Origin of the sequence: Pseudomonas sp. CAN1, from assembly GCF_030462585.1 — a bacterium.
In the GTDB taxonomy this organism is placed as follows: Bacteria; Pseudomonadota; Gammaproteobacteria; order Pseudomonadales; family Pseudomonadaceae; genus Pseudomonas.
The window spans coordinates 118,118-143,008 of record NZ_JASMRU010000008.1 but is presented as its reverse complement, the minus strand read 5'-3'; the positions used below and the strand labels follow the sequence as shown (position 1 = coordinate 143,008).

At 66.2% G+C, this 24,891-nt stretch carries 21 protein-coding genes; 3 read left to right on the top strand and 18 right to left on the bottom strand.

Translation table 11 applies throughout. From position 1 onward, the window contains the following. From QO207_RS13965 to QO207_RS13955, 3 genes are read left to right on the top strand one after another with little or no spacing between them, the layout of a single operon-like run. Window positions 1-2,202 carry an FUSC family protein gene (locus tag QO207_RS13965; RefSeq protein ID WP_301532976.1) on the top strand — a complete coding sequence of 734 codons (2,202 nt, stop codon included), beginning with the start codon at window positions 1-3 and terminating at the stop codon, window positions 2,200-2,202. A gap of 1 nt (window position 2,203) precedes the next feature. Further along, window positions 2,204-2,404: a DUF1656 domain-containing protein gene (locus QO207_RS13960; RefSeq protein ID WP_301533077.1), complete on the top strand. Its 201-nt coding sequence runs from the start codon at window positions 2,204-2,206 to the stop codon at window positions 2,402-2,404. A 13-nt stretch (window positions 2,405-2,417) separates the two neighbouring features. Beyond that, window positions 2,418-3,323: an HlyD family secretion protein gene (locus QO207_RS13955; protein ID WP_301532975.1), complete on the top strand. Its 906-nt coding sequence runs from the start codon at window positions 2,418-2,420 to the stop codon at window positions 3,321-3,323. 398 nt (window positions 3,324-3,721) lie between these two features. Here the strand turns inward: QO207_RS13955 and QO207_RS13950 are convergent, their stop codons facing one another. The 18 genes from QO207_RS13950 to alg8 form a co-directional block, all read right to left on the bottom strand. Further along, entirely contained in the window at window positions 3,722-3,973 is a 252-nt protein-coding gene (locus QO207_RS13950; protein WP_301532974.1) for a hypothetical protein, read from the bottom strand. Between the two features lie 31 nt (window positions 3,974-4,004). Beyond that, a complete protein-coding gene (locus tag QO207_RS13945; protein WP_301532973.1) occupies window positions 4,005-4,892 on the bottom strand; it encodes a TIGR01459 family HAD-type hydrolase in 888 nt (295 codons plus the stop codon). 74 nt (window positions 4,893-4,966) lie between these two features. Then, a complete protein-coding gene (locus tag QO207_RS13940) occupies window positions 4,967-5,638 on the bottom strand; it encodes a dual specificity protein phosphatase family protein (RefSeq protein WP_301532972.1) in 672 nt (223 codons plus the stop codon). An 85-nt stretch (window positions 5,639-5,723) separates the two neighbouring features. Further along, window positions 5,724-6,110 carry a hypothetical protein gene (locus QO207_RS13935; RefSeq protein WP_301532971.1) on the bottom strand — a complete coding sequence of 129 codons (387 nt, stop codon included), beginning with the start codon at window positions 6,108-6,110 and terminating at the stop codon, window positions 5,724-5,726. After that, a complete protein-coding gene (locus QO207_RS13930; protein ID WP_301532970.1) occupies window positions 6,110-6,463 on the bottom strand; it encodes a hypothetical protein in 354 nt (117 codons plus the stop codon). Before QO207_RS13930 ends, QO207_RS13935 begins: the two co-directional genes overlap by 1 nt. Then, window positions 6,460-7,290: an SDR family oxidoreductase gene (locus QO207_RS13925; RefSeq protein WP_301532969.1), complete on the bottom strand. Its 831-nt coding sequence runs from the start codon at window positions 7,288-7,290 to the stop codon at window positions 6,460-6,462. Before QO207_RS13925 ends, QO207_RS13930 begins: the two co-directional genes overlap by 4 nt. A gap of 63 nt (window positions 7,291-7,353) precedes the next feature. Further along, entirely contained in the window at window positions 7,354-7,818 is a 465-nt protein-coding gene (locus QO207_RS13920) for a multidrug transporter (RefSeq protein ID WP_301532968.1), read from the bottom strand. A gap of 1,303 nt (window positions 7,819-9,121) precedes the next feature. Next, a complete protein-coding gene (locus tag QO207_RS13915) occupies window positions 9,122-10,564 on the bottom strand; it encodes a mannose-1-phosphate guanylyltransferase/mannose-6-phosphate isomerase (RefSeq protein WP_301532967.1) in 1,443 nt (480 codons plus the stop codon). A 325-nt stretch (window positions 10,565-10,889) separates the two neighbouring features. Further along, on the bottom strand, window positions 10,890-11,528 hold the full coding sequence (algF, locus tag QO207_RS13910) for an alginate O-acetyltransferase AlgF (protein WP_301533076.1): 639 nt from the start codon (window positions 11,526-11,528) through the stop codon (window positions 10,890-10,892). 107 nt (window positions 11,529-11,635) lie between these two features. Beyond that, window positions 11,636-12,829: an alginate O-acetyltransferase gene (locus QO207_RS13905; RefSeq protein WP_301532966.1), complete on the bottom strand. Its 1,194-nt coding sequence runs from the start codon at window positions 12,827-12,829 to the stop codon at window positions 11,636-11,638. Window positions 12,830-12,842: 13 nt separating this feature from the next. Next, window positions 12,843-14,405 (bottom strand): MBOAT family protein, encoded by a 1,563-nt coding sequence (locus QO207_RS13900; protein WP_301532965.1) that lies wholly within the window; start codon window positions 14,403-14,405, stop codon window positions 12,843-12,845. A gap of 346 nt (window positions 14,406-14,751) precedes the next feature. Continuing rightward, the gene (locus QO207_RS13895) at window positions 14,752-15,864 is read right to left on the bottom strand and encodes a mannuronate-specific alginate lyase (RefSeq protein WP_301533075.1); all 1,113 of its coding nucleotides are present in this window, start codon (window positions 15,862-15,864) and stop codon (window positions 14,752-14,754) included. A 35-nt stretch (window positions 15,865-15,899) separates the two neighbouring features. After that, window positions 15,900-17,312, bottom strand: a complete 1,413-nt coding sequence (locus QO207_RS13890; RefSeq protein ID WP_301532964.1) for an alginate O-acetyltransferase — start codon at window positions 17,310-17,312, stop codon at window positions 15,900-15,902. 13 nt (window positions 17,313-17,325) lie between these two features. After that, window positions 17,326-19,017, bottom strand: coding sequence for a mannuronan 5-epimerase AlgG (algG, locus tag QO207_RS13885; RefSeq protein ID WP_301532963.1), 1,692 nt, complete (start codon window positions 19,015-19,017; stop codon window positions 17,326-17,328). A gap of 155 nt (window positions 19,018-19,172) precedes the next feature. Then, the gene (locus QO207_RS13880; protein WP_301533074.1) at window positions 19,173-20,606 is read right to left on the bottom strand and encodes an alginate export family protein; all 1,434 of its coding nucleotides are present in this window, start codon (window positions 20,604-20,606) and stop codon (window positions 19,173-19,175) included. 101 nt (window positions 20,607-20,707) lie between these two features. After that, window positions 20,708-22,117, bottom strand: coding sequence for an alginate biosynthesis TPR repeat lipoprotein AlgK (gene algK / locus QO207_RS13875; protein ID WP_301532962.1), 1,410 nt, complete (start codon window positions 22,115-22,117; stop codon window positions 20,708-20,710). Window positions 22,118-22,130: 13 nt separating this feature from the next. Further along, entirely contained in the window at window positions 22,131-23,303 is a 1,173-nt protein-coding gene (locus tag QO207_RS13870) for an alginate biosynthesis protein Alg44 (protein WP_301532961.1), read from the bottom strand. A gap of 33 nt (window positions 23,304-23,336) precedes the next feature. Beyond that, window positions 23,337-24,818 (bottom strand): mannuronan synthase, encoded by a 1,482-nt coding sequence (gene alg8, locus QO207_RS13865; RefSeq protein WP_301532960.1) that lies wholly within the window; start codon window positions 24,816-24,818, stop codon window positions 23,337-23,339. Window positions 24,819-24,891 lie beyond the last annotated feature (73 nt).

Genomic DNA, 24,891 nt, shown 5'->3' with positions numbered 1-24,891 from the left:
ATGGCCGGCGATTCCTACAACGGCAGCACCGCCACCCGCCAGCTGGCGCCGCTGGACGCCCTGCGTCGCGCGCTGCTGGAGTGGGGCCGCAGTGACGGCATCACCTGGATCTACATCGCCAAGGTGCTGCTCGCCGCGCTGCTGACCCTGTGGCTGGCCATGCGCCTGGAACTGCCGCAGCCGAGCACGGCGACCATCACCGTGTTCATCGTCATGCAGCCGCAGAGCGGCCAGGTTTTCGCCAAGAGCTTCTACCGGATTCTCGGCAGCGTGGTCGGGCTGACCGTGATGGTCGCGCTGATCGCCATCTTCGCCCAGCAGCGCGAGCTGTTCCTGCTGGTCTCGGCGCTGTGGATCGGCCTGTGCACCGTCGGCGCCGCGCGCTACCGCGACTTTCGTTCCTATGCCTGCGTGCTCGCCGGCTACACCGCCACGCTGATCGGCCTGCCTGCCACCCTGCACCCGGAAGCCGCGTTCATGTCGGCGATCTGGCGCGTGCTGGAAATCAGCCTGGGCATCCTCTGCTCCATGGTGGTCAGCGCCACGCTGTTCCCGCAGACCTCCAGCACCGCCATGCGCAACGCGCTGTACCAGCGTTTCGGCGCCTTCGCCGGCTTCGTCCTGGACAACCTCGGCGGCGGCGAGCGGCCGAAGTTCGAGGCCGCCAACGTGGCCTTCGCCTCCCAGGCCGTGGGCCTGGAAGCGCTGCGCAGCGTCACCCGTTTCGAAGACCCGCACATGCGCCTGCGTTCCGGCCGCCTGTCGCGCCTGAACAACGAGTTCATGGTCCTCACCACCCGCTACCACGCGCTGCACCAGTTGCTCTCGCGCCTGCGTGCGCAGGAAGCCGAAGCCGTGCTGCGCGCCCTGCAGCCGTGCCTGGACGAACTGGCCCAGGTGCTCGCCCCGTGGCGTGGCCAGTCGGTCACCGACCGTGACGCCGAGCGCCTCGCCGCGCAGCTGGAAAGCCACCGTACGCGGATGATGCAACGCATCCGTGCTGGCCGCGCGCAACTGCTCGCCGAGCAGGATGAGCCGGCCGCGCTGATGGACTACAACACCGCCGGCGAACTGCTCTACCGCCTCGCCGACGACCTCTACAACTACGCCCTGACCCATGCCTCCCTGGCCGCGCACAAGCACGAGCGGGAGAACTGGAAGCACGGCTTCTCGCCCAAGGCCAACCTGGTCGCCTCGCTGGTGGCCGGCGGTCGTACCGCGCTGATGGTGCTGGTGTTCGGCATCTTCTGGATCGAGACCGCCTGGCCCAGCGGCAGCACCTTCGTGCTCAACGCCGCCGCCGTTGCTGCGCTGGTCTCGGCCGCGCCGGACCCGGCGAAAATGGCCATGCAGATGGCCGTGGGTACCTTCATCGCGGCGATCCTCGGCTTCAGCGAAACCTTCTTCGTCTTCCCGCACCTGGACGGCTTCGCCCTGCTGGCCTTCGCCCTGGCGCCGGTGTTCGCGGTGGGTGCGTTCTTCTCCATCAAGCCGCAGTACGCCGGCTACGGCCTGGGCCTGCTGGTGTTCTTCAGCTTTGGTGCGATCCCGGCGAACCTCACCGTCTACGATCCGGGCCGCATGCTCAACGAGTACATCGCCCTGGTGATCTCGCAGAGCTTGGCCGCGGTGGTCGCCGCGGTGATCATGCCGCCGACCAGCGCCTGGCTGTGGCGCCGCCTGGAGAAGGACCTGCGCCTGCGCGTGGTGGAAGCCATCAGCGGCAAGCTCGACGGCCTGGTCTCGTCCTTCGAGAGCGGCACCCGCGACCTGCTCAACCAGGCCTACGGCGTCGCCGCACGCAGCCCGCAGATGCAGCGTCGCCTGCTGCGCTGGACCTTCGTGGTGCTGGAGATCGGCCATTCGATCATCGAACTGCGCGTCGAGCAGGAAAACCTGCCGAGCGAGCCCTGCTACGCCGAGTCGACGCCCTGGCGGCAGTCGATCCGTGCCATGGGGCGTGCGCTGATCCGTCTGTTCGTCAAACCTTGCGCGGCCAACCGCGAGCGCGCCCTGGCCGCCGTCGAGCAGGCCATCGATTGCGTGAAGACCACCGACGAGCCGCGCGCGCCGGACTTCGAAAGCTCGCCGCTGCGCCGCGTGCTCAGCTACCTGCACTTCATCCGCAGCAGCCTGCTCGATGCGCAGTCGCCGCTGCGCGACGGCGAAACCTCTTCTGGAAAATCGACCCATGTTGCCTGACCTGCCCCGCGAGATCGCGTTCCACGGGGTCTACATGCCGACCCTGACCCTGATGTTCCTGGTCGCCGCAGTGCTCTGCTGGGGCATCGACCGCATCTTCGCCTCCATCGGCCTGTACCGCTACACCTGGCACCCGGCGCTGTTCCGCGTGTGCCTGTTCGCCTGCCTGTTCGGCGGCCTGTCTCTCACTATCTACAAGTAACGAGCGTGCACCCATGACTCTCAAATCCATCATCAGCCTGCTGGCGACCCTGATCATCCTGGCAGTCGCCGCGCTGATCGGCCGCGCCCTCTGGGTGAACTACATGGATACGCCCTGGACCCGCGACGGCCGGGTGCGCGCCGACATCATCAATGTCGCCGCCGACGTCTCCGGCGTGGTGGTCGACGTGCCGGTGCGCGACAACCAGCAGGTGAGGAAGGGCGACCTGCTGATGCAGATCGACCCGGACCACTACCAGATCGCCGTGAAGCAGGCCCAGGCCCTGGTCGATTCGCGCAAGGCCACCCTGCAGATGCGTTTGCTCAACGCCAAGCGCCGCCGCGCCATGGACGAGGAAGTCGTCTCCCGCGAGAGCCTGGACGACGCCAGCAACACTGCCGCTGCTTCCGAAGCCGACTACCAGCAGGCCCTCGCCGCGCTGGACGCCGCCAAGCTGAACCTGGAGCGCACCCAGGTGCGCGCCTCGGTGGACGGCTACGTGACCAACCTCAACGTCCACCGTGGCGACTACGCCCGCGTCGGCGAGGCGAAGATGGCCGTGGTCGACGAGAACTCCTACTGGGTCTACGGCTACTTCGAAGAAACCAAGCTGCCGCACATCCGCGTCGGCGACCCGGCCGAGCTGCAACTGATGAGCGGCGAGCGCCTGAAGGGCCACGTCGAAAGCATCGCCCGCGCCATCTACGACCGCGACAACCCGGAAAGCCGCGAGCTGGTGGCCGACGTCAACCCGACCTTCAACTGGGTGCGCCTGGCCCAGCGCGTGCCGGTGCGCATCCATATCGACGACGTGCCGGACGGCGTGCTGCTGGCGGCGGGCATCACCGCCACCGTGATCGTCAACCCGGAGAGCCGCGATGCGGAACACTCCGACGGCGCGGCTACGGCGGCGCAGTGATCTGAGCGGGTGAATGAAAACGGGAGCTGCGGCTCCCGTTTTCTTTTGCGGTCGAAACGCGGCGCCATACCGGCATCCGCGTAGGGCGAATAACGCCGCAGGCGTTATCCGCCGATATTGGCGGATAACACGTTCCGGGTTATGCGCCCTACGGGCCGCTGAAATTCTGCTCTTGTAGGAGCGGAGCTTCTCCGCGATCACCGCGGTAGCGGTGTATTTCCTGAACCGCCCAGTTGCTGGTGGGATTCGCGGATAAGATCCGCTCCTACAAAAGGCTGGTATCCGCGCAGGGGTGGGGCTCTTCGTAGGAGCGAGCTTGCTCGCGATCAGCCCAGCGCTGGTGCCATGCGGTTCGCGAGCAAGAACTAGGCGTCCCCCTCGCTCCTACGAAAAACGGCTCAGCGGCCGGCGCGTTCGCGCTGGCGGTTCTTGTAGCTGCCGCGGATGTTCATCGCTGCCAGGCACAGCTGCAACAGCACCAGTGCATAGGCCTTGGCCGGGATGCCCCAGGCGATCCACAGCGCGTTGCTGGCGAGGAAGACCCAGAAGCCGATCTCGCGCCGTTTGCGTTCGCGGGAGCCGACCAGCCAGGCGGCAAGGACGGTGACCAGCATGGCTGGCCATTGCAGCAGGTCGATCAGCTCGTTCATCGGTGCTCGGGCTCAGGCAGGTGTCCTGAGTTCAGACCAGCCCCGGCGCGGCAAAGTGCGGACGAACCGGGTAGCCATCGAGCAGTGCGTTGGTCTTCTCCGGGTCCAGCTCGCCGTTGAACGGCACGCCCAGAGCCTGGCGGTGGATGCCAGTGGAGGCCAGCCAGAGAGTGTCGATGCGTGCGGCCAGCGCGCCGGGTACGTCGGTCACCAGCGAGTCGCCGACGAACAGGATGCGCTTGGCGCCGCGTGCCTCCAGCTGCCGCTCGGCGATGCGAAAGGCCGAGGGATCGGGCTTGCCGTACCAGAACACGCGGCCGCCTTCCTCGGCGAAGGCTTCGGCCAGGCGGCCGGCACCGAACACCGTCTTGCCACCGGAGACCACCACGCGGTCGGGGTTGGCACAGAGGAAGGGCTTGTCGGTGGCGCCGCGCAGTGGGGCGAAGCGTTCCTCCAGTTCGTCCTGGGGAAAGCTGCCGACGCCGAGGATCAGTGATGCGGCATGGATGTCGTCGCAGAAGCGCTCGCGGATTTCCGCCGGCCAGGTGGTCAGCGCATCGCCGACGCCGACGGTGTAGATGCCGCCGCGCTGGAATTCCCGCTCATGGGTGAAGGCGTCGATGGCCAACTGGCCGGAGGTGGTGATGCCGGCGAACAGCTCGCGGGAAACGCCCAGGCGCACCAGGGTGTCGGCCATTTCCGGGACGCTGCGCGAGGCGTTGCTGAGGAACCACACCGGCTTGCCTTCGGTGGCGCGGCGGGCGAGCCAGTCGAGGGCGCCGGGGAACACCTCGACACCGTCGATCAGCACGCCCCAGAGGTCGAGCAGGAAACCGTCGTAGTCGGCGCAGAAGGCATCCAGGCCGGCGTGGTCGATGTAGCGGGTGTGGGTGACGGCGCTGAAGCGGGAACTGGTCATGGCGTGCCTGTGAAACGCTAAGAGTGCGCTCAAGTTAGCGCACTCTCGCCATACCGGTGTGACAGATGTGCCGATCAGTGCGCTGGACGCAGCGGGCGCTCCTCGCCGAAGGTGTCCGCCAGCCAGCCCTTGAGCTGGCAGCCGGCGAAGGCCGAGGTGCTGCATTGGCCGCTGGCCAGGGCCTGCTGCAGCTTGGCGATGTCGGCCTTCTTCACGTAGGCGACGGCGTCGGTCATGTCGTCCTCGGTGCCGAAGCCGCCCTGGACCATTTCCTTGAGCGCGTCTTCCTTGCTCCAGCCCTGGATCACCGTGCGGTACATGGCGGCGAACAGGCCGGTGCGGTCGCGCCCGTGCTTGCAGTGCATCAGCACCGGGCCGTTCTGCTCGGCGCTTTGCAGGATGCGCAGGACCTTCAGCACGTCGGCGTCATCGACGCGGTCGGCGTGGGTCGGGAAGCTCACGGCGTCGATGTCCTGCTGGCCGATCCACTCGCGGTCGTCGTCCTTGATGAAGCTGACCACGGTCTTCACCTGCAGGCGCTGCAACTCGGGTAGGTCGGCGCTACCGGGCAGGGCGCTGCGGTAGAGGGTCGGTGACATCTGGTAGAGGTTGAACGACTTGTCCACAGGCCTGGCCCAGTCGGCCGGGGTCTCGCCAGCGGCCAGGGCGAGAGGGCTGATGCTCTGCAGGGCGGTGCTCAGGAGGGCGGCGGCGACAGCGCCACGGAGAATCGAAGGCAGGGACATGGTGACTCCTCAAAGGACCGCGCCACGATAGGCGGCGAGGAGTCGAGCGCCGATGAAATTGAGGTGAAGAAAACGTCAATGGCCGTCAGCGTGCTCCGCTTGGCAGGAAACGCACGAGCACGCCGGGGCGGAAGAACCACCAGACGCACAGCGGATAGCACAGGTAGTTGAGGAAGTAGAGCAGCAGCGCCGCCGGGCTCGGTGTGTTCTTCCAGGCGGCCAGGCCGACGAGGATGGCGTAGAGCACCGCGAGACCGGCGCCGTACAGCGCGGTCAGGCGCCAGCGCTCGCCGGTTTGTGCCAGGCGCTTGTGCCGACGGGCGAACCACAAGGCCATGGCTGCGGCGATCACCGCGGCCACCAGCAAGGTCGCCGGCACACCGCCGACCCGCAGCAGCCCGCGCGCCACTACGTTGAGGAAGAACGCGGCGAGGATGCCGGCGAGGGCGAGGTAGCGGATCGGGTAAGTCATCAGAACCCCTTCAGCCAGTAGGCACCGGCAAATAGCAGCGCGCTGCTGGCCATCAGGGCGCTGGCGAAGGCGCGGCCATCGGCGAGATCCGCCATCAGACCGTGCCACAGGCGATTCGAGGTGGCGGCGGCGCTCATCACCTCGCGATTGCGCAGCAGGCCGGCACTGTCGTTGGCGCCCTTGAACATCAGCGCGGCCAACGCGCAACAGGCGAAGCCGACGTAGATCGTTGTCTCGCACAGGGCTGCTGCGCTCAGCTCGCCCCGGTAGGCCGTTACGCCTATGGCCACGGCCAGTTGCAGCACCAGGAACGGCAGGAGGATGCGAGCGATGCGGAAGAGGAAGTGCTTCATAGCGAGCCGTCGAGGCCGAAGCGTTTCTTCAGCACCTTGTCCAGCAGGCCGCTGGGTACCCAGCGCGAGAGCAGCGGCAGGGCGCGGCTGCCATTGCCGATTCGTACCAGGCGCGGGCGTGGAGACTTCTGCGCGGCGGCCAGCAGCTCGCGGGCGAAGTCGGTGGCCGGCGTGGGCTTGTCCTGGGAGGCGGCGGCACGCGCCTGGATGAACTTACGCAATGGCCACCAGGCCGAATCCTCGCTGACCACCGCGGTCATTTCGCGGCTGGCGTTGGAGGCGAAATTGGAGGCGATGGCGCCGGGCTGCACTTCCATCACTTCGATGCCGAAGGGCGCCAGCTCCAGGCGCAGGGCGTCGTTCAGCGCGTGTACTGCGGCTTTCGACGCGCAGTAGGCACCGGCGAAGGGGGTGACCAGCACGCCGGAAACGCTGCCGATGTTCACCACCAGCCCACGCCGCGCCCGTAGCGCCGGGAACAGTGCGCGGGTGACGCCGACCACGGCGAACACGTTAGTTTCGAACTGCCGGCGGATCGCCTGGCTGCCGCCGTCCAGCAGCGGGCCCATGGCGCCGTAGCCGGCGTTGTTGATCAGCACGTCAAGGCCACCGGTTTCGTTGTTCAGGAGTTCGGCGAGGCGCTGGACGGCGGGGTCGTCGTTCACATCCAGCAGCACGCCACGGAATCCCGCCTGGTCGAGGGCGGCGACGTCTTCATCGCGGCGCGCGGTGGCCCAGACCTGGTAGCCGGCGCCCTGGAAGGCGTCGGCGAGGGCGCGGCCGATACCGCTGGAGCAACCGGTGATGAGGGCGACGGGCTGGGGCATGGTGGGGCAGTCCTTTGGGCTGTTGGCGCGGACTACCGTACCGGAATGTGCGGGGCAGGTGAATCAGTTGCCGAAGCGGGCGTTTACGCGCTCGGCGCGGAATTCCAGGGTGCTGGCGCGGTAACCGGGGCGCAGCGGCGGCAGCGGCAGGCAGTCGCTCCAGCTGTCGCCGGCGAGCAGCGCGCCGGGGCCACGATAGCGCGGGGCTTCGTAGAGGTTTTCGGCGAGGTCGGTGGTGTCGCCGGGGCGGTAGGCGGCGACCTTCCAGCGCAGTTCCAGCAGCGGGCGCGAGGCGCCGTTCTTCAGGCTGACGGCCAGCGGGCGGCCGGGCTGGCACTGGTCGGGCTGGTAGGCGATGCGCAGCTCCAGGTGCTGCAACTGACGGGCGTCGCTGTTGTCCTGCCAGATGGCGATGGTGATGACCGCGGCCAGCCCGACCAGCCCGGCACCGGAGATCGGCAGGGCGCGGGAGGGGTAGCGGATCAGCAGGATGATCCAGGTGACGATCAGCAGGATGCCGTACAGCATGGAAAGCTCCGCGGGGGTATGGGGCATTACCTTAGCAGGCAGCGGGGTGGGGCGGGTTGATGTGGTGCGGGGTTGGCTCCCTGTAGGAGCGAGCTTGCTCGCGAACGTGCCCCGTGCCGGTGCATCCTGTTTCGTAGGAGCGGACTTTGTCCGCGATGTCCTGCGCGGCGGGCTTCTGTGTTACCAGGACGCTCTGCAATACGGTGCCTCTTGTCGGGGTGATCGATGCTTTTAGTTAGGTGTTCCAGCGTCGCTTCGGCGTGCGCGTGGACTCCGTGTTTCGCCCCCTCGGGCGAGTCCCTTTTGGCAAACGTCGGATAGCCGCCCTCCCAAAAGGAACCAAAAGGTCTTGCCCCGGACATCCGGTTTTTCGCTTAGGCGAAAAATTCCCTCGTTGAAGCGAAGTTTCAGGGGCACGCTGCGAAGGGCCGTCCCTGGCCCATCGCAGCTCTCGCGACATCCATGTCGCTCAACCCCTGAAACTCCGCTTCAACGAGGCCTCCTGAACGGGGCAGTCGGAGTGTGCGGAGGTTTCTCTGGAAGTCTCTAAGAGCCAAAGCCAAAGCCAAAGCCAAAGCCAAAGCCAAAGCGGGGCATAGGCTCTTCGTAGGAGCGAGCTTGCTCGCGAACAGACCGTAGGGCGGATAACGCGTCAGCGTTATCCGCCGTTGTCGTATCGGCGGATAACCCATTCCGGGTTATGCGCCCTACGTAAACACCGCCTCTCGCTTTTGCTCTTGAGGTCTTCCAGAGAAACCTCCGCACACTCCGACTGCCCCGTTCAGGAGGCCGAAGGTGATCGGAGTTTCAGGGGCCGAGCGACATGGATGTCGCGAGAGCGTTGCCGGGCCAGGGATGGCCCGTCAACGCGGGCCCCTGAAACTCCGAGGAACCGAGGGTACTTTTCGCGAAGCGAAAAGCCGGATGGCAGGGGCGAGACTTTTGCCTACTTTGGGGCGTTTGCCAAAGTAGGTCGCCCGAGGGGGCGAAACACAGAGTTCGCGCGTACGCAGATGCGGCGCTGGAATACCCAACTAGAGGCAGGAAAATCGCGGGTATGGCTCGCTCCTGCACGGAGTGCCCAGTCCGATCGCCGGGCTCGCGGGGCAGCATGGGTATCGCAAGCTCCCCCATCCTACGCAAGCGTTTGCCGGGTAGGGCGGCAGAGTGCGGTTCGCGAGCAAGCTCGCTCCTACGAAGAGCGTATAGGGCGGATCCCTCGGCAAGCGCCCATAAAAAAGCCCCCGCACCGGAAGGTGCGGGGGCATTGGCGCCGATGGGGGGAAGCGCCAGGTCCCGGGGCTTAGCGAACTACAGCCTGGACTTCCACGTTCTCCGTGGTGCGGCCGTAGACGTCTTCCAGACGCTCGATGTCGTCTTCGCCCAGGTAGCTGCCTGATTGCACTTCGATGATCTCCAGCGGGATCTTGCCCGGGTTGGCCAGGCGGTGGACCGAAGCGATCGGGATGTAGGTGGACTGGTTCTCGGTGAGCAGGAAGGTCTTGTCGTCACAGGTCACCTGGGCGGTGCCGGAAACGACGATCCAGTGCTCGGCGCGGTGGTGGTGCATCTGCAGGGACAGGCGCGCGCCGGGCTTGACGCTGATGTGCTTGACCTGGAAACGGCCGCCCATGTCCACCGAGTCGTAGGAGCCCCACGGACGGTAGACCTGGCAGTGGTTCTGGGTTTCGCTACGGCCGGCGGCGTCGAGTTCGTTGACCACCTTCTTGACGTCCTGCACGCGGTCCTTGTGGGCGATCATCATGGCGTCCTTGGTTTCGACCACCACGATGTCTTCCAGGCCGACCACCGAGACCAGCTTGCCGTTGCCGTGCACCAGGCAGTTGTGGCTGTCATGCACGACCACGTCGCCCATGGTGACGTTGCCGTCGGCGTCCTTGTCGTGGACTTCCCAGATCGACGACCAGCTGCCGACGTCGTTCCAGCCGGCCGCCAGCGGTACCACGCAGGCGCGGCGGGTCTTTTCCATCACGGCGTAGTCGATGGAGTTGTCCGGGCAGCACTCGAAGGTGGCTGCGTCGATGTTGATCAGGTCGCCGTCGTGCTGGCTGCGCTCCAGGGCCAGCAGGCAGGTGTCATAGATGTCGGCGTCGTGCTTCTTCAGTTCTTCCAGGAAGCGGCTGGCGCGGAACAGGAACATGCCGCTGTTCCAGAAGTAGCCGCCTTCCTCGACGAACTGCTGGGCGCGGGCTTCATCGGGTTTTTCGACGAAGCGCTCGACGCGGATGACGCCGTCCGGCAGGCCGCGCTCGTCGCCGGACTTGATGTAGCCATAGCCGGTTTCCGGGCGGTCGGCGGGGACGCCGAAGAGCACCATCTCGCCCTTTTCGGCGGCGTTGGTGGCCAGTGCCAGGGCACGCTGGAAGGCACGCTGGTCGTCGATCACGTGGTCGGCGGGGAGGATCAGCAGCAGTTCATCGCGGCCTTCGGCGAGCAGCTTCATGGCGGCGATGGCGACCGCCGGGGCGGTGTTGCGGCCGAAGGGTTCGAGAAGGATCGACTGGGTCTTCAGGTTCAGCGCTTCGAGCTGCTCCTGGACGATGAAGCGGTGTTCGAGGTTGCTCACCACCACCGGCGGTTCCATGCCTTCGAAGACCAGGCGTTCCAGGGTCTGCTGGAACAGGGTGTGGTCGCCGGTCAGGGCGAGGAACTGCTTGGGATACTGTTTGCGCGAAAGAGGCCAGAGTCGCGAGCCGCTGCCACCGGAAAGAATTACTGGAATCATCGGGTTTCTCCTTAAGCGTTTGCGTTCTGTCGGCCGAGCCGCGTCATGCGGGCCGGCGTGCCGTTTGGGTGACCTCTCCTGTGCAGGCCGTCTTTGCGGCGCACTGGTTTTTCTGCCGGTGTGGGGCCGGTCTTGTTGTTTTGCATATCTGTTTGGGAGTGAGGTGTAGCACCCTCTCCCCAGCCCTCTCCCTGAAGGGAGAGGGAGTTGTTCGTGCCGGCTGACGCCATGGTTTCCACCTGCGCCCATCCAGTCCCCTCTCCCTTCAGGGAGAGGGTTAGGGAGAGGGCGAGTGGTGCGCGTTGGCAGGTCATCGCCGACTGACTCAGTCCGCCTTCACCGGACGCTTGACCCACACCGGGTTCAGCTTGCTGTCGCCGGTGACGTAGAGGCAGACCACTTCGCCGCGCTCCAGGGTGACGGGCTTGAGGTCGCTGACCTTCTTCGCGCCATCGAACAGCGCCAGGTTCACTTTCACCGGGTTGATCTCGCGGTCGCCGTGGCTCTGCGGGGCGACGTTGCTGACCACTTCGGTCTTGCCGTCAGCGGTCTTCAGGGTGAGGGCCTTGCCGCTGAGGTTCTGTACGCGGACCAGGGCCTTCTGCTTGTTCTTGAACGGCGGCTCGGGCACCAGGCGCGGCTGGCCGCCGGGCTGGCTGACGAGGGTGTAGTAGGCGTCCGGGTCGAGTTTCACCGGCAGGCTCTGGCTACCGACCTTGGCGGTGTAGTTGCCCGGCGGGAGGAACTTGAAGTCGCTGGAGCCCAGCGGCGAGACGTCGTTCAGGGTGGCGTTGCCGACCGCGACGTTGAGCTCGGCGCTGCCGGCGTTGTAGGCCCGCACGAAGGACGAGCCCTTGGGAGCCTGCGGGCCGTACAGCGCGCCTTCACCGCCGGCGAAGGCGCCGAAGGAGGCGGCGCCCAGGGCGATGGCCAGGGCGGACGATTGCAGGGTGCGGATGCTCATGCGGTTAAAGGTCAGTCGGTTCATGGGGTGTACCTCCGTCTACTTTTTCTCGTCTGGGCACGGGTGGTGCCCTGTTCCGGCGCTCGATGCGCCGTGGATGGTTCTGCTCAGTGAGCCGGGGCCTGGTTGGAGGCCAGGCGTTCGTCGCGGTTACCCGCCGCACGCAATTGCGCCACCCAGTCCTGGTTGAACTGGCTCAGGTCGCTGTGCATCGGCAGGTAGCGTTCGGGGAATTCCCAGACCAGCAGTTGCGCCGGCTTCTGCTTGAAGCCTTCGTCCTGCAGGAGTTCGAGCATCGGTTCCAGGGGGCCCTTGCCCTCCTTGGCGTAGTTGATGACGTCCGCCGAGAGCGCCTGCTTGAGGGCGCCGGCGAAGTTCCAGCGCGGGTTGGCGCTGTAGCTGGTGCCGACCAGGGCGACCTGCGGCTGGGCGCTGTCGCCGAACAGGTCGCCGCCACCGCTGCTGTCGCCGGAGCCGGCTGCGGCTTCCTCGACCGGGTGGGTCTGGCGCTGCTGCAGCTGGTCTTCTTCGGGCAGCAGGCTGGTGAACAGCGGGTCCAGCGGCAGGAAGGTCAGCAGGTCGCCCTTGTGCGCGCCGCTCTTGCCGGCTTCGGTGACGAAGCTCTGGCTCGGCAGGTCGGCGCCGGCACCGGCGCGGATGCTTTCGCCCAGGCGCTGGGCCACGGCTTCGGCGCCCAACGGGGTCCAGTGGGTGTCGGTGCGCAGGAACACCTGGCCGTTGTCCTTGGCCTTCTCCAACGTGCCGAGCAGCTCCGGAGCGGCCATGCCGGCCTGGCGGGCGCGCTGCAGGAAGTCGTTGTAGAGCGAGGCGTGCATCGCCGCCGGTTGCTCCTTGCCGACGTACTCGGGGTAGAGACGGGTCTTGGCCGGGATGATCGCCAGCACCAGCTTCACGCCGCGGCGTTCCAGCTCCTGCTGCACGCCGCGCACCAGCGCCCAGTTGTCGTCGAGCTGCTGCTGGGTGGGGGCGGGCTTGAACTCTTCATCGGTGAACAGCCAGCCGTCCTTGCCGATCACCACGCCGGGGCGGCCTTCGTCGAAGACGGTGTAGTCCAGCGCAGCCCAGAGGTTGGTGCCCAGGCGCTTGATGGGGAATTCGCCGTCGTAGTGGCCTTCGAAGGCGTGGGCCAGCTTGCCGTTGAGCACAGTGGTGCCTTCGGCGGCGGAGAAGCTGGGGAAGGCCTTCAGCGACCAGCCGGCGAGGCCCAGCAGCATCCCGCCGAAGGCGGCGATGTAGGCGTACTGGAGGGGTTTGGCGATAGTCCTGATTGCTTCTGTCATGGTCTGGCCTCGCTCAGAACTGGAAGTAGAGGAACGGCGAGTAGCTCTGCGCCGAGAGCTTGAGCACCGAGGCGGCGAACAGCAGGAGCAGGGCGACGCGGGTAGCCAGGACCGGCAGCTGGGTCATCCAGTGCGGCTGGTAGACGGCCGCGCCGCTGGGCGAATAGGCGATTGCCGCGGGGTCCTGCTGGGCCATGGCCGGGGTGCGCGGCTGGGCGCTGGCCGGGCCGTCGGCGTCGACCTGTTCGGTCTTCGCGGCGGCCTTCGGTGCCTTGCTCTGCATCGGCTGGTTGTAGAACTGGCGCAGGCCGAAGAAGGCGAGCACGAGGTAGGCGACCACCAGGGTGCCGACCTGCAGGCCGGTGAGGCTGGCGCGGTTGAGCTCGGAGAGGTGCCAGTCGCCGAAGCTGAACATGGCGGCGTACATGCGCCAGGCCACGTGCAGGTTCTCGGCGCGGAAGATCACCCAGCCGACGATCACCAGCAGGAAGGTGAACACCCACTTCAGCGGATTGAGCACACGCGGCGCGGCGTTCACGCCCAGGGCGCGTTCGATGGCCAGCCACACGCCATGCCAGGCGCCCCAGATGATGTAGGTGACGTTGGCGCCGTGCCACAGGCCGCCCAGCAGCATGGTGAGGATCAGGTTGCGGTAGGTCTGGAACGTGGTGCCGCGGTTGCCGCCCAGGCTGATGTACAGGTAGTCGCGCAGCCAGGTGGAGAGGCTGATGTGCCAGCGCCGCCAGAACTCGGTGATGGACTGGCTGATGTAGGGCTGGTTGAAGTTCTCCATGAAGCGGAAGCCCATCATCAGGCCGAGGCCGATGGCCATGTCGCTGTAGCCGGAGAAGTCGAAGTACAGCTGCGCGGTGTAGGCCAGCGCGCCGAGCCAGGCATCGCCGGTGGTTGGGGCCTGCAGGGCGAAGCAGTGGTCGGCCACCGCCGCCAGGGTGTCGGCGATGAACACCTTCTTGACGAAGCCCTGCATGAAGCGGGTGCAGCCTTCGGCGAACTTGTCGACGGTGTGGGTGCGGTGGTTGAACTGGTCGACCAGGTCCTTGAAGCGCAGCACGGGGCCGGCGATCAGGTGCGGGAAGATCGCCACGAACGCCGCGAAGTCGATCAGGTTGTGCGTGGCCGGGGTGTCGCCGCGGTACACGTCGATGATGTAGCTGATCGATTCGAAGGTGTAGAAGCTGATGCCGATGGGCAGCAGGATGTGGGTCAGCACGAAGGGCTGCATGCCCATCGAGGTGATGATCTCGTTGAGGCTCTCGACGCCGAAGTTGGCGTACTTGAAGTAGCCCAGCACGCACAGGTCGACCACCACGCCGAGCAGCAGCCAGCGTTGGGCAGCCTTGGTGCGAACGCCGGCGGCGCCGATACGCAGGCCGATCCAGTAGTTGAACAGGGTGACGCCGGCGAACAGCAGGAGGAAGTCCACCCGCCACCAGGCGTAGAAGATGTAGCTGGCGACCAGCAACAGGAGGTTCCGGTAGCGGTTCCCGCTCAGGTAGTACAGGCCGAGGAAGACCGGCAGGAACAGGAACAGGAACACGTTGGAAGAAAAGACCATTCCGCGTCTCTCTCTGGAGCTTCAAACCTTGAGTGGCTCCGGACCTTCCGGCGTCTTCGCGACGCCTTGAGGAAAGGCCGGGGCTACCCGCCAATTCCTCCCCATGTGGTGCTCAATCTGTTGCGCCCGCCCGCGTCTTTATTGCGTGGGTCGGGTGGTGTTGCCGTGCCCCGCGTGTGCGGGATGGGCAGCTCTTCGTAGGAACGAGCTTGCTCGCGAACTGCCCGGCGCTGGAGCTCCCGGAGACACTGTTCGCGAGCAAGCTCGCTCCTACAGGTCCCGGCCGGATGACGCGAAGCGTTATCCGCCCGACGGGAATTCCGCCTTCAAGGAGACGGGCGCTGCTTCAGCTCCCCGCCCCCTGACGGTTGAAAACCTTGGTCACTTCACCCCCCAGGCGGAAACTGTTGAACGGCTCCATCTTCTTCTTCCAGTCCTGGGTCTTCGGCGCGCAGCTGTAGAGCGCGCAGTAGGGTTCCAGCCAGGCGAACTTGCTGTTCTCCTTCAGGTCGGCCATGTCCTGGTCGTTACCGGTCTTCTCGTCGAACGCGTCCTGGTCGTCCACGCCTTGCATCACGCGGTTGGCCAGGCGCTGCAGGGCGCCGTTGTTTTCCTGGCGCAGGTCGACGCCGTTCACCTGGGCGAAGGCGGCGATCATGGTCAGCGGCGGCAGCGAGTAGTTGTGGTAGGACAGGGCGCGCTGGCGGCGCTTGAGTTCGTTGGGCAGGTAGCCGTCGTTGTCCACCTGGTTGGCGGCGACCTTGAATTCCTGCACCGACCAGTCGAACAGGTCGCGGCGGTTGGTCACCACGGCGGTGGACATCACCGACCAGGCGGCCCAGTAGGAGTGGTTGTTGATCTTCTTCAGCGGCAGGTCGCTCCAGTCGCGCACCACCTGGCTGCCCAGGGTGCTGAACCAGTTCTCGATCTCTTTCGACTGCTCGCCATAGGCGGCCAGCGGACGGCTGCTGGAGAACTTCAGGCGCATGTAGGAGGACGACAGGCTGCCCAGCGCCCATTTGCGCATGGACTTGCCGGTGTGGTTGTAGTCGCTGCTTTCGAGCGCACCGGCCTTCGCCCAGCTATCCAGCCAGTTCATCGCGCAGTCCAGGTCGCCCTTGTTGCCGCTGCGCATGTACTGAGTGATGAGCTTGGTGGCGCCGCGCTCCATGTCGGTGATGTCCTTGATCTGGCTGCGGAACTCCTTGTCGGCATCGGCGTTGAAGGTTGCCCGCGCCGAGTCCGAGCCCTTGTACTTGCTGGTGAACTGCAGGCTGCCGGTGTAGGGCGTGGGCGCAGTGGGGCAGCTGTCGGCGTCCTTCTTGCTGCCCTTGTCGCCGACGGCGGAGAAGTAGCCCGGCGGCGGCATCAGGTCGGCGGCATGGGTGGTCTCGCCGCCGAACAGGGCGCCGAGCACCGCGACGGTCAGGCCGATGCGGGCGACCACGGGGGTCTTGATCTTGCGTAGGCTGGGCATGGTGTTCATCCCTCGCTTCAGTTGGCGGCCACGTCGGCCGACTTGGCTTTGGGCGTCTGACAGAGCTTGGCCTCGACTTCCAGGCCCGCCGGCATGTCGTCCGGCGCCTCGATCTCCAGGGAGAGGAACTGCTGGTTCGACCAGTCTTCGTCGTTGCGCAGTTCGAAGACGTAGCGTCCGCCGGTATCCACGGCCTTGGACTGTTCGATCTTCAGCTGCTCGCGACGACCGTTCATGTACCAGATGGTGTTCTTGAGTTCGTGCACGCCGGGGTCGGAGTAGGTGACGTCGGCGGTGTAGCTGCCCGAGCGGATCGGCAGGGCGCCGCTGTTGATCAGCACCTCGTTGCTGCCCGCGTGCAGCTTGACCTTGCGGCTGATGGCCGGCTTGCCGTCGGCGCAGCCGTTGTCCACCAGCGGCATGGCCTGGCGGTAGAAGCTCTTCTGCGCCATGTCGTAGTGGGTGGCGAATTCCCAGATGAGGATCTTCGGCGGCTTGTCGTGGAATTCCTTGCTGGTCATGTAGGCCAGCAGGGAGCTGTCGAAGCCGCCGCCGGACACGGCGTTGTTGAGGATGTCGACCTTGCCGTACTGCTCCAGGAAGCCGGCGAAGTTGTATGCCGGGCCACTGTTGGAGGTGCCGACCAGCGCCACCTGGGCATCACCGCCCTCGCCGAACAGGTCGCCGCCACCGGTGTCGCCCACCGGCTCGGTCTCGAAGCGGTCGACGTACTGCGGCGCGTAGCTGCTGCCGCAGAGTTGCGCGGCGGCCTTGTGGAAGGTGCCCAGCTTGGACAGCAGKCCCACGCGCTTGCTCTCGAATTCCTTCTTCGGAATGTCGTTGTAGGCGGGGATTTCCTTCAGCGTCTCGGCGACGATCTTCGCGCTGCGCATCGAGCCGTACGGGGTCCAGTGGTGGTCGCCCTTGAAGTAGTACGGGTGCTCTTCCTTCTCGTCGAACAGCGGCGAGAAGTCCGGGGTGTAGATGCCGGCCTTGCGGAACTGGGCGATGGTCGCCTGGTAGTTCTGCTTGGCCAGGTCGTAGTTGAAGCTGGCCTTCTCCTGCGGGTTGAGCTTCTCGCGGTTCACCAGGCCACGGGTGGGCTGGTAGACCACGACCAGGTCGATGCCCTTGCGCTTGAGTTCGTCGCGCAGTTGCTTGAGCTCGCGCCACCCTTCGGCGCTGGTGCCGAAATCGGTGCGCAGGTCGTAGGTGGTACGGAACAGCCAGTCTTCCTGGGCCGGTACCAGGTGGGTGAAGAAGCCCAGGTACTTGGTGTTGTACGCCGCGTTGTTCGAGGCGGTGGGGCAGAGGCCGGCGGACGGCTGCGCGGAGTAGCTCGGCGCGTCGGCAGCGCTGGCCTGGTGGGCGAGCAGCAGGGCGGCGGTGAGGCCCGACAGGCGCAGCAGGTTGATGGTCAGTCTGTTCATGATTGTCGGATCCTCAGTTCTGCAGTTCGGCCTGGCTTTCGACGGGGTCGATCAGCACAGCGCGTTGCTGGCGCACCAGCAGGTCCAGGATCTGGTCCTGCTTCTGGCCGAGCACGCCGTTGAAGGAGATGCCGGAAGATTTGGTCGGGCCGAGCATGGCCACCTTGTACAGCTCCAGCGACAGCGGCGAGTCCACCGACAGCGGGCCGGAGCCGTTGCCGGCGAGCTTGCCGCCGACCACGATCAGCGAGACCTTGGTGTCGAAGGGGTCGAGGTCGATGTTGCGGTCGGTGTCGGTAAGGTCCTTGATGTGGCCGTAGACGCCGATCAGCTTGTTGCCGGCCGCGAGGTTCTCGTACAGGCGGATGTTCACGCTGTTGCGCACGCGGATGCCGTGGCGCAGGTTGGCCAGCACCTGGTTGCCGTAGATGAGGTTGTCGCCCGACTCGTAGAGGGTGATGCCGTCGGAGTGGTTGCGGTACACCTCGTTGTAGGCCACCAGGTTGCGCTCGGAATTACGGTCGAGGACGATCCCGGAGAGGTGGTTGTCGTAGGTCTTGTTGTGGATGATCCAGCTGTCGTTGACCTCACGGGAGACGATGATGCCGTGCTTCTTCTTGGTCCCGTAGATGGTGTTCTCGGCGATGATCAGGCGGTGCGAACGGTCATGCGGGTCGATGCCGTAGACGATGTTGTTCTTGTAGGTGTTGCCGCGCACCACCAGGTCGTCGGCCTCGTAGCAGTAGAAGCCGTACCAGGCGTCCTCGAAGGTCGAGCCGATCACCCAGCCCTTGGGCCGCGGGCGCTTCATGGTCTTGTCCATGCCCGGGCTGTACTGCGAGATGGAGATGCCGTAGGCCTTGGAGGCGTTGTAGCCGAAACTGGTGAAGTGGCTGTTCACCAGGTAGGCCTCGGCGCCGCCCCAGGAGATCAGGAACGGGCGGAACTCGTTGGGCGTCTTGAACCAGGCCGGCTCCTTCTTCGCCTCGTTCCAGGCGGTGACCTTGGTATCGCGGACGAACAGCTTGCCGTCGTTGACCAGGAACGCGCCGCGGTCCTGGGACAGGCGCAGCTCCTTGACCTTGCCGTCGATTTCCAGGGTCGCGCCCTGGCTCACCACGATGGGCAGGCGGGCGATGTAGACGCCCGGCTCGGTCTGCTCCAGGGCGGTTTTCGGCAGCTTGCCGACGAGGTCCGCGAGGTTGACGTAGCCGCCGTCGATGAAGATCGCCTGGGGCATCTGGCGCTGGCGCTTCACCCATTCGGCGAGGCGGTTCTTGCCGCCGGTGAATTCCTTCAGCGGCTGCTGCTGGACCATGCGCTGGACCTGCGCCTTGCCGCGCTTGTTGCGCTCGATCTTCTTCTCCACCGCCTCGGCGGTGTAGCCGCTGAGGTCAGGGAGCTTGGGCGGGTCGAGCTTGAGCGGTTCGCTGGGGGCGGCGGTGACGGTGTAGTTGCCGGATTCCTTCAGCGTCTGGGTGTGGCCGGGTTCTTCCTGGCCTGGCTTGTCGGCGTCCTGCCCTGGCTTGTCGCCGTCCTGCTGGGCTTTCGCGGCATTTGCATCCTTGTGCGCGGCAGCGCTCGCCGGGGCCTTGGCCGCGGGCTGCGCCGCCCAGGCCGGAGTGCTGGCCAGCAGTACGCTGCCCAGCAGCAGGGTGGACCACTGCACGGCGCCGGGCTTGCGCTGGCCTTGCGGCCCCCTCACCCCAACCCTCTCCCGGAGGGAGAGGGGGCTGTTCGGAGCGATCGGCTGGCACGGCACGCAACCCAACGCCAGGGCGCCCCCTCTCCCCCTGGGAGAGGGCTGGGGTGAGGGTGTTGGAGCGGGGAAGGGTGCTCGGATAGTCATCGCTACAGTCCTCAGAAGCGCCAGATCACGTCGACGAAGGCGTGGTGCATGGTCGAGTCGACGTGGCTGCCGTAGGCGTCGCCGGGCTTGAACACGCCGCCGCGGAAGCGGATCAGCGCCGACGGCTCGTCGATCGCCTGGCTCATGGAGGCCGGCAGCAGGCCCTGCTTGAAGTACTTGGTGACGACCAGGTCGACTTCCTGGCCGACGTCCTTGGAGTTGTTCACCATCGGTGCGCTGATGCCGCTGTTGCCGATGTCCGAGTCGCCGTCCACGCGCCAGAACTTGTGGTACACGAGGCTTGCGTCGTAGTCGTCGCGCAGCTGCCAGGCACCGAAGACGGTGGCGTCCTGGAGGTTGGAGAGTTCGCCGCGGAAGGCCTCGCCGAAGCGGTGCACGCGCGAGCGGGTGCCGGTGAAGTTGGAGCGGTTGCTCTCAAGGCCGGTCTGCTGGAACTGGTCCTCGCCGTCCTTGCCGCCGCCGCTGCCGCGGGCGTAGCCGATACCGGTCTTCCACTGCTCGTCGATGTTCCAGCGCAGGCCGAGGTCGACGCCGTAGGCGTTGACGTCGCCGCTCTGCTTGCCGGTGGCGATGCGGTCGTTGCCGATGGTGGTGCTGCTCAGGCGGTCGCGGTTACCGGTCAGCCAGGTGGCGCTCGCCCAGTAGTTGAGCGGCATCTGCGAGCGGTAGTTGTAGCCGTCGCCGTTGGCCTCGATGCCGACCCAGGTGAGGTCGCCGGTGTAGGTCTTGTCGAGGGAGTCGACTTCCTCGCCCGGGTCCTTCAGGTTTCCGCTGTCATCGGCGTGGTGCAGGCGCAGGCCGACCCAGTGGTTGGGCAGCCACTGCGTGGAGATGTCGCCGAAGAAGTGGGTGCGGTCCTTGTCTTCGGGGGCCAGTTCGGTGAGGTCGGTGCGGTATTCGGAGAAGCGCTGGGCGACGCCGGCGTGGGCGCGCAGCAGGGTGGTGTCGAAGGTCCAGTTCAGCGCTTCGATGTTGGTGTCCTGCCACATGCCGCTGTCGTCGCGCAGGCGCTGGCGACCGAAGCGCAGGTGCTCGCCGGGGTACTGGGTAAGGCCGGCGTAGTCGACCCAGAATTCGCGCAGGGCGAGGTAGCTGTCGTCGCGCTCGCGGCCGTCGTCCTGGTTGTCGGAATCGTTGGAGGCGCTGTTGTCCTCCTGCAGGGTGTCGGTCTGGATGGTGTCGGTGGCGGTCACCGCCTGGCCCATGGTGTAGGCGCTCCAGTCGCCCCACTGGCCGAACGCCCAGGGGCGCAGGTCGAGGCCGATGCCGTTGAGGTCGCCGCCGTGGGCGGTGCCCAGGTCGCGGTCGTCCTCGGATTCGGCGGTCACCTTGATGTCGAGGCCGAAGTTCTTCGGTGGCTCTTCCGCCGCGTGGGCGAGGCTGCCGAAGAGGGTGCCGGCCAGGCTCAGGCCGGCACCGAACATGATCGGGAACAGACGGGCGCGGCGGACAGCGGAAGCCAGAGCGCGCGGCTGAACTCCATCGACGAGAGCAAACAGCGGGGTGGACATCGGGTCGGTGCGCTTCATAGATTTTCTTGTTCCTGGTTGTTCTGCAGAAGGCTGACGGTGGCTTGCCAGTTGGCGCCGCGAGCCTGTTCTTCACGCTTGAGCAACTGCTGGGCCGCGCTGCGGTCGGCCGGCTGGATCTGCGGTTCGATCTGCGCCATCAGGTCGCTGGCGGTGGGCACCTGCTGGCGCTGGGCGAGCTCGCCGAAGACATAGGCGTTGACCAGGTTGGGGCGGATGCCGCGGCCCTGCGAATAGAGCTGGGCGAGGGCCATGTCGGCGCTGGCCTGGCCGGCACGGGCGGCGATGATCAGGTGGTCCACGGCCTTCTGCGGGTAGACCTGGCCGAGGAAGCCACGGCGGTAGATCTGCCCCAGGTAGTAGTGCGCCTGCGGCTCGGTAGCGGCGGCCTTGAGCAGGTGCTGCTCGGCCTTCTGCGGTTCCTGCGGTGCCCACTTGCCGTCGTAGTAGAGGCGCCCGAGCAGCAGCTCGGCGCGGGGCTGGGCGGCGTCCTGGGCCTTCTTCAGGTAGTCGAGCATCTGGTCGAGGTCGCCCAGGTCGGGGTTGTCGTACTGCAGCTTGGCCAGGCTGACCCAGGCGGCCGGGTAGGTCGGGGCGATCTCGGTGAGCAGCGCCTGGGCGGCCTGCGGGTCGGCGGTGCCGATGTTCGGGTCGGCCAGCACGCCGGCCACCGACTCGACGCGCTCGGACGGCACGCGGCCGGCCTTCCAGCCTGCCTTGAGCGCTTCGATGTGGGCCTTCTGCTTATCCGCATTGCCCTGCTTCTGGTACACGGTGGCCAGTTCCATCCAGCACACGTCCATGCGGTTCAGCCAGCGCTGGCAGACCTGTTCGACTTCGCCCAGATGCTGGTCGTAGGTGCCCTGGGTGCGGTACAGGATGATCTGCGCCAGGTCCGCCTGCGGCAGGCCCTGGGCGCGCCACTGGTCGATGCGCTGCTGCGGGTTCACGTTCGGCCAGGCCTGCGGGTACTGCAGGTAGAGGACGATCAGCGGCACCAGTGCGCTGTCCTCGCCTTCGTCGAAGGCGCGGGTCAGCAGTTGTTCGGCTTCGCGGTGCTCGGCATCGCTGCCGCCGGGCTTGGCTGCCAGCCACTTGCCGAGGCGGGCGCGGGCACGCGGCGAGCTTTCCGCCGCTTCGCGGTAGAGCTTCTCGGCGCGGGCCTGTTCGTCGGGGTCGCCGGTGGCGGCCTGCATGTCGGCCAGTCCGACCTGTGCGTCGGCGTAACCCATGGTGGCCAGGGCCTGGAAGTTGGCCTGGGCGGTGGCGATGTCGCCGCGCTCCAGCGCCTCCTGGGCCAGACGCTGGTCGGGCAGGCCGGCGCAACCGGCGGCCGCGGCGATGGCCAGGGCCAATCCAATATGTCGGCCGAGGTGCGGGGCGTATCGCAGGACAGGTCGATTCATGCGGGCGGTCCTCTTAGCGGGCGGTGGCCAGGGCCATCGCCTTGTTCAGCAGGGTGCGGCCCGGCAGGCCGCCGATGCTGACTTCAGTCGGGCGGCCAGCCATCTGGCTGTCGAGCGGCTGGTCGGGGGTGATCTGCACGCGGATTTCCGAGGACAGGTCACCGTCCACCGGCGCGGTGCGCTGGATGCGGCCGCCGCGCACTTCGCTGTCGCCGGCGACCTGGAAGTTCACGTGGGTGCCGGGGGAGAGTTCGGCGGCATTGCGGTAGGGGAAGCGCGCTTCCACGCTGGCCAGGCTGTCGCGCGGGGTCAGGGTGAAGATCACGTCGCCCTTGTTGGCGAACTGGCCGTTGGCGACGCGCTGTTCCACCACGATGCAATCGCAGGGGCTGGTCAGGGTGCCCTTCATCTGGTGGCCGAAGAGCTTCTCGATGTTGCTCGGGTTGAGCTGTTCTTCGGTCAGGTTGCCCTTGAGCAGGTCCAGCAGGTTGGCGGAGAAGGAGGCGATCGGTGCGCCCTTGGCGACCTGGGCGCCGGGCTCCACCAGGCTTTCCACGGTGCCCTCGCGGGGCATGGTGATCTGCTGGTTGGCGACGCTGACCACGCCGGAATCGGCATGGGTGACGAAGTACAGGTTGTAGATCTGGTTGAGGATCACCGCGAAGGCGCCGACGCCGACGACGAAGATCGCGGTGCTCACGGTGACCGCGCGGAAGCGGCCGAAGAAGCCCATGCCGCCCGAGCCAGCGCCGTGCTTGCGGGCCTTGGTGAAGTTCTCGCGTTGCAGGGTGTTGAGCATATCGCCGACGCTGACCACTTCACCGGCCAGGTAGGAGGTGATCAGGTAGCGCAGGGCAGCGATCTCGCGCGGCTTCAGGTGCTGGAATTCGCAGCCGACGCGGGCACTTTCGCGGTCATAGGAGCGCACCTGGAATTCCACTTCCAGGGAGAAGCTGATGCTGTCGATCTGGAACAGCAGCTTGCCCTTGTGCAGGTCGCCGACCTGTACCGGGGTGTTGTTCGCCGAGGTGAAGGCGAAGCCGCCGGCGGACAGGTCCAGCAGGCGGGCGTCTGCGCCTTCTCGATTGGTGGCGATGTAGCGGATACGAGCCGGCAGCTTGACCCGGGCGTGCTGGCGCTGGGCTTCGGATTCATGCACGACATTGACGTTGACGGCGGTATTCATGAGGTCGAGTCCTGTTCGTAGATAGAAGTCGGGTCAGACGATGGTCAGCAGTACGGCGACGAAGACGCTGGCCGCGGAAAAGGTCATGGCTCGCGAGGACCAGGTGTTGAACCAGCGCTGGAAGCTGGCCAGGCCGCGGTCGAGCTTGGTGTTCTGGCGGGTCCACGACTGCTGGTCGAGGCGGAAGAACACGTAGATCTTCACCAGCGCGCCGACGATCTGGTTGTAATAGAGGATCGCCGGGTAGGCCGGGCCGATGTGGTGGCCCGACAGCGACAGCAGCAGGGTCAGCACGAAGCGGGTGATGCCGATCCACAGCAGGTAGATGAGCAGGAAGGCGATGCTGTACTTGATGCTGGCGATGATCGCGGCGACCAGGCCGAGCAGGCAGGTCCACATCGACAGGCGCTGGTCGAACAGCACCACGCTGGTGAACCAGCCCAGGCGTTGTGGGCCGAGGGCCAGGGCGCGGGAGTTCTGCCGCAGGTTGTTGCCGTACCAGCGGAACATCAGCTTGCGGCTGGCCTTGATGAAGCTCTTCTCCGGCGGGTGTTCGACCGTGTTGATCGCTGCGTCCGGCACGTAGAAGGTGTCGTAGCCCAGGCGCATCAGGCTGTACCAGCTGGACTTGTCGTCGCCGGTGAGGAACTGGAAGCGACCCAGGCGCCAGTGGTCCAGGTGATCGCTTTCCACGTCAGTGATGAAGTCCGGGTCGGTGACCACGGCGGCGCGGAACACCGACATGCGCCCGGTCATGGTCAGCACGCGCTTGGACAGGGCCATGGAGCACATGTTGATGTGGCGCTGGGCGAAGCGCAGCTTGTGCCACTCGCTCATCACGTAGCTGCCCTGCACTTCGCAGAATTCGTTGGTGGTCAGGCCGCCGACGTTGGGGAAGAGCTTGAACCAGGGCACGGTCTTCTTCACCACGCCGGGCTCGAGCACGGTGTCGCCGTCGATCACCGCGACCACCGCATCTTCGTCCGGCAGGTGGCGGGAGATGGCGCGGAAGCCGTGGGCCAGGCCGTCACGCTTGCCGGTGCCGGGGATGCGCACGAAGTCGAGTTGCACGTGGTCCGGCGGGTTGAGCTTCTGCCACTGCTGCTTGATCAGCACCTCGTCGGACATCTCGACGATGGAGCACACCACGGTGGTGGGGTAGCCGCAGGCAATGGCTTCTTCGATGACCGAGCGATAGACCATCGAGGTGGTCAGCGCATCGATACGGAAACTGGTGACCATCAGGTACACGTGGGACGGGTCGGCCGCCTCGCCGAGCTTGCGCATCTTGCGGCGGTAGTGCGGGTAGACCACGTAGAGGAACAACATGCCGCGCAGGAAATGCAGGCCGCCCATGGAGTAGCGCCAGATGCCGACTGCGCCGATCAGCAGCAGGAAGTCCTTGGAGTCGGCGTCGAACACCGTCGGCGGCACCAGCAGCGCCAGCAGCATCAGCAGGCCGAGAAAGACCAGCCAGCCGGTGGCTTCACCGATTACTCGTTTGTAGGTTTCCATCGTCGAAATCCGTCTGTCGCTTCTGGGGAGGAGGGGCTCCTGTCGGAGCGAACCTGTTCGCGAACCCGCTGGG

What these genes read in the sequence shown, in the direction of transcription:
- QO207_RS13965 (WP_301532976.1), top strand. Translation starts at nt 1, where the DNA reads ATGGCCGGCGATTCCTACAACGGCAGCACCGCCACCCGCCAGCTGGCG.
- QO207_RS13955 (WP_301532975.1), top strand. Translation starts at nt 2,418, where the DNA reads ATGACTCTCAAATCCATCATCAGCCTGCTGGCGACCCTGATCATCCTG.
- QO207_RS13950 (WP_301532974.1), bottom strand. Translation starts at nt 3,973, where the DNA reads ATGAACGAGCTGATCGACCTGCTGCAATGGCCAGCCATGCTGGTCACC.
- QO207_RS13945 (WP_301532973.1), bottom strand. Translation starts at nt 4,892, where the DNA reads ATGACCAGTTCCCGCTTCAGCGCCGTCACCCACACCCGCTACATCGAC.
- QO207_RS13940 (WP_301532972.1), bottom strand. Translation starts at nt 5,638, where the DNA reads ATGTCCCTGCCTTCGATTCTCCGTGGCGCTGTCGCCGCCGCCCTCCTG.
- QO207_RS13935 (WP_301532971.1), bottom strand. Translation starts at nt 6,110, where the DNA reads ATGACTTACCCGATCCGCTACCTCGCCCTCGCCGGCATCCTCGCCGCG.
- QO207_RS13930 (WP_301532970.1), bottom strand. Translation starts at nt 6,463, where the DNA reads ATGAAGCACTTCCTCTTCCGCATCGCTCGCATCCTCCTGCCGTTCCTG.
- QO207_RS13925 (WP_301532969.1), bottom strand. Translation starts at nt 7,290, where the DNA reads ATGCCCCAGCCCGTCGCCCTCATCACCGGTTGCTCCAGCGGTATCGGC.
- QO207_RS13920 (WP_301532968.1), bottom strand. Translation starts at nt 7,818, where the DNA reads ATGCTGTACGGCATCCTGCTGATCGTCACCTGGATCATCCTGCTGATC.
- QO207_RS13915 (WP_301532967.1), bottom strand. Translation starts at nt 10,564, where the DNA reads ATGATTCCAGTAATTCTTTCCGGTGGCAGCGGCTCGCGACTCTGGCCT.
- algF (WP_301533076.1), bottom strand. Translation starts at nt 11,528, where the DNA reads ATGAGCATCCGCACCCTGCAATCGTCCGCCCTGGCCATCGCCCTGGGC.
- QO207_RS13905 (WP_301532966.1), bottom strand. Translation starts at nt 12,829, where the DNA reads ATGACAGAAGCAATCAGGACTATCGCCAAACCCCTCCAGTACGCCTAC.
- QO207_RS13900 (WP_301532965.1), bottom strand. Translation starts at nt 14,405, where the DNA reads ATGGTCTTTTCTTCCAACGTGTTCCTGTTCCTGTTCCTGCCGGTCTTC.
- QO207_RS13880 (WP_301533074.1), bottom strand. Translation starts at nt 20,606, where the DNA reads ATGTTCGGTGCCGGCCTGAGCCTGGCCGGCACCCTCTTCGGCAGCCTC.
- algK (WP_301532962.1), bottom strand. Translation starts at nt 22,117, where the DNA reads ATGAATCGACCTGTCCTGCGATACGCCCCGCACCTCGGCCGACATATT.
- QO207_RS13870 (WP_301532961.1), bottom strand. Translation starts at nt 23,303, where the DNA reads ATGAATACCGCCGTCAACGTCAATGTCGTGCATGAATCCGAAGCCCAG.
- alg8 (WP_301532960.1), bottom strand. Translation starts at nt 24,818, where the DNA reads ATGGAAACCTACAAACGAGTAATCGGTGAAGCCACCGGCTGGCTGGTC.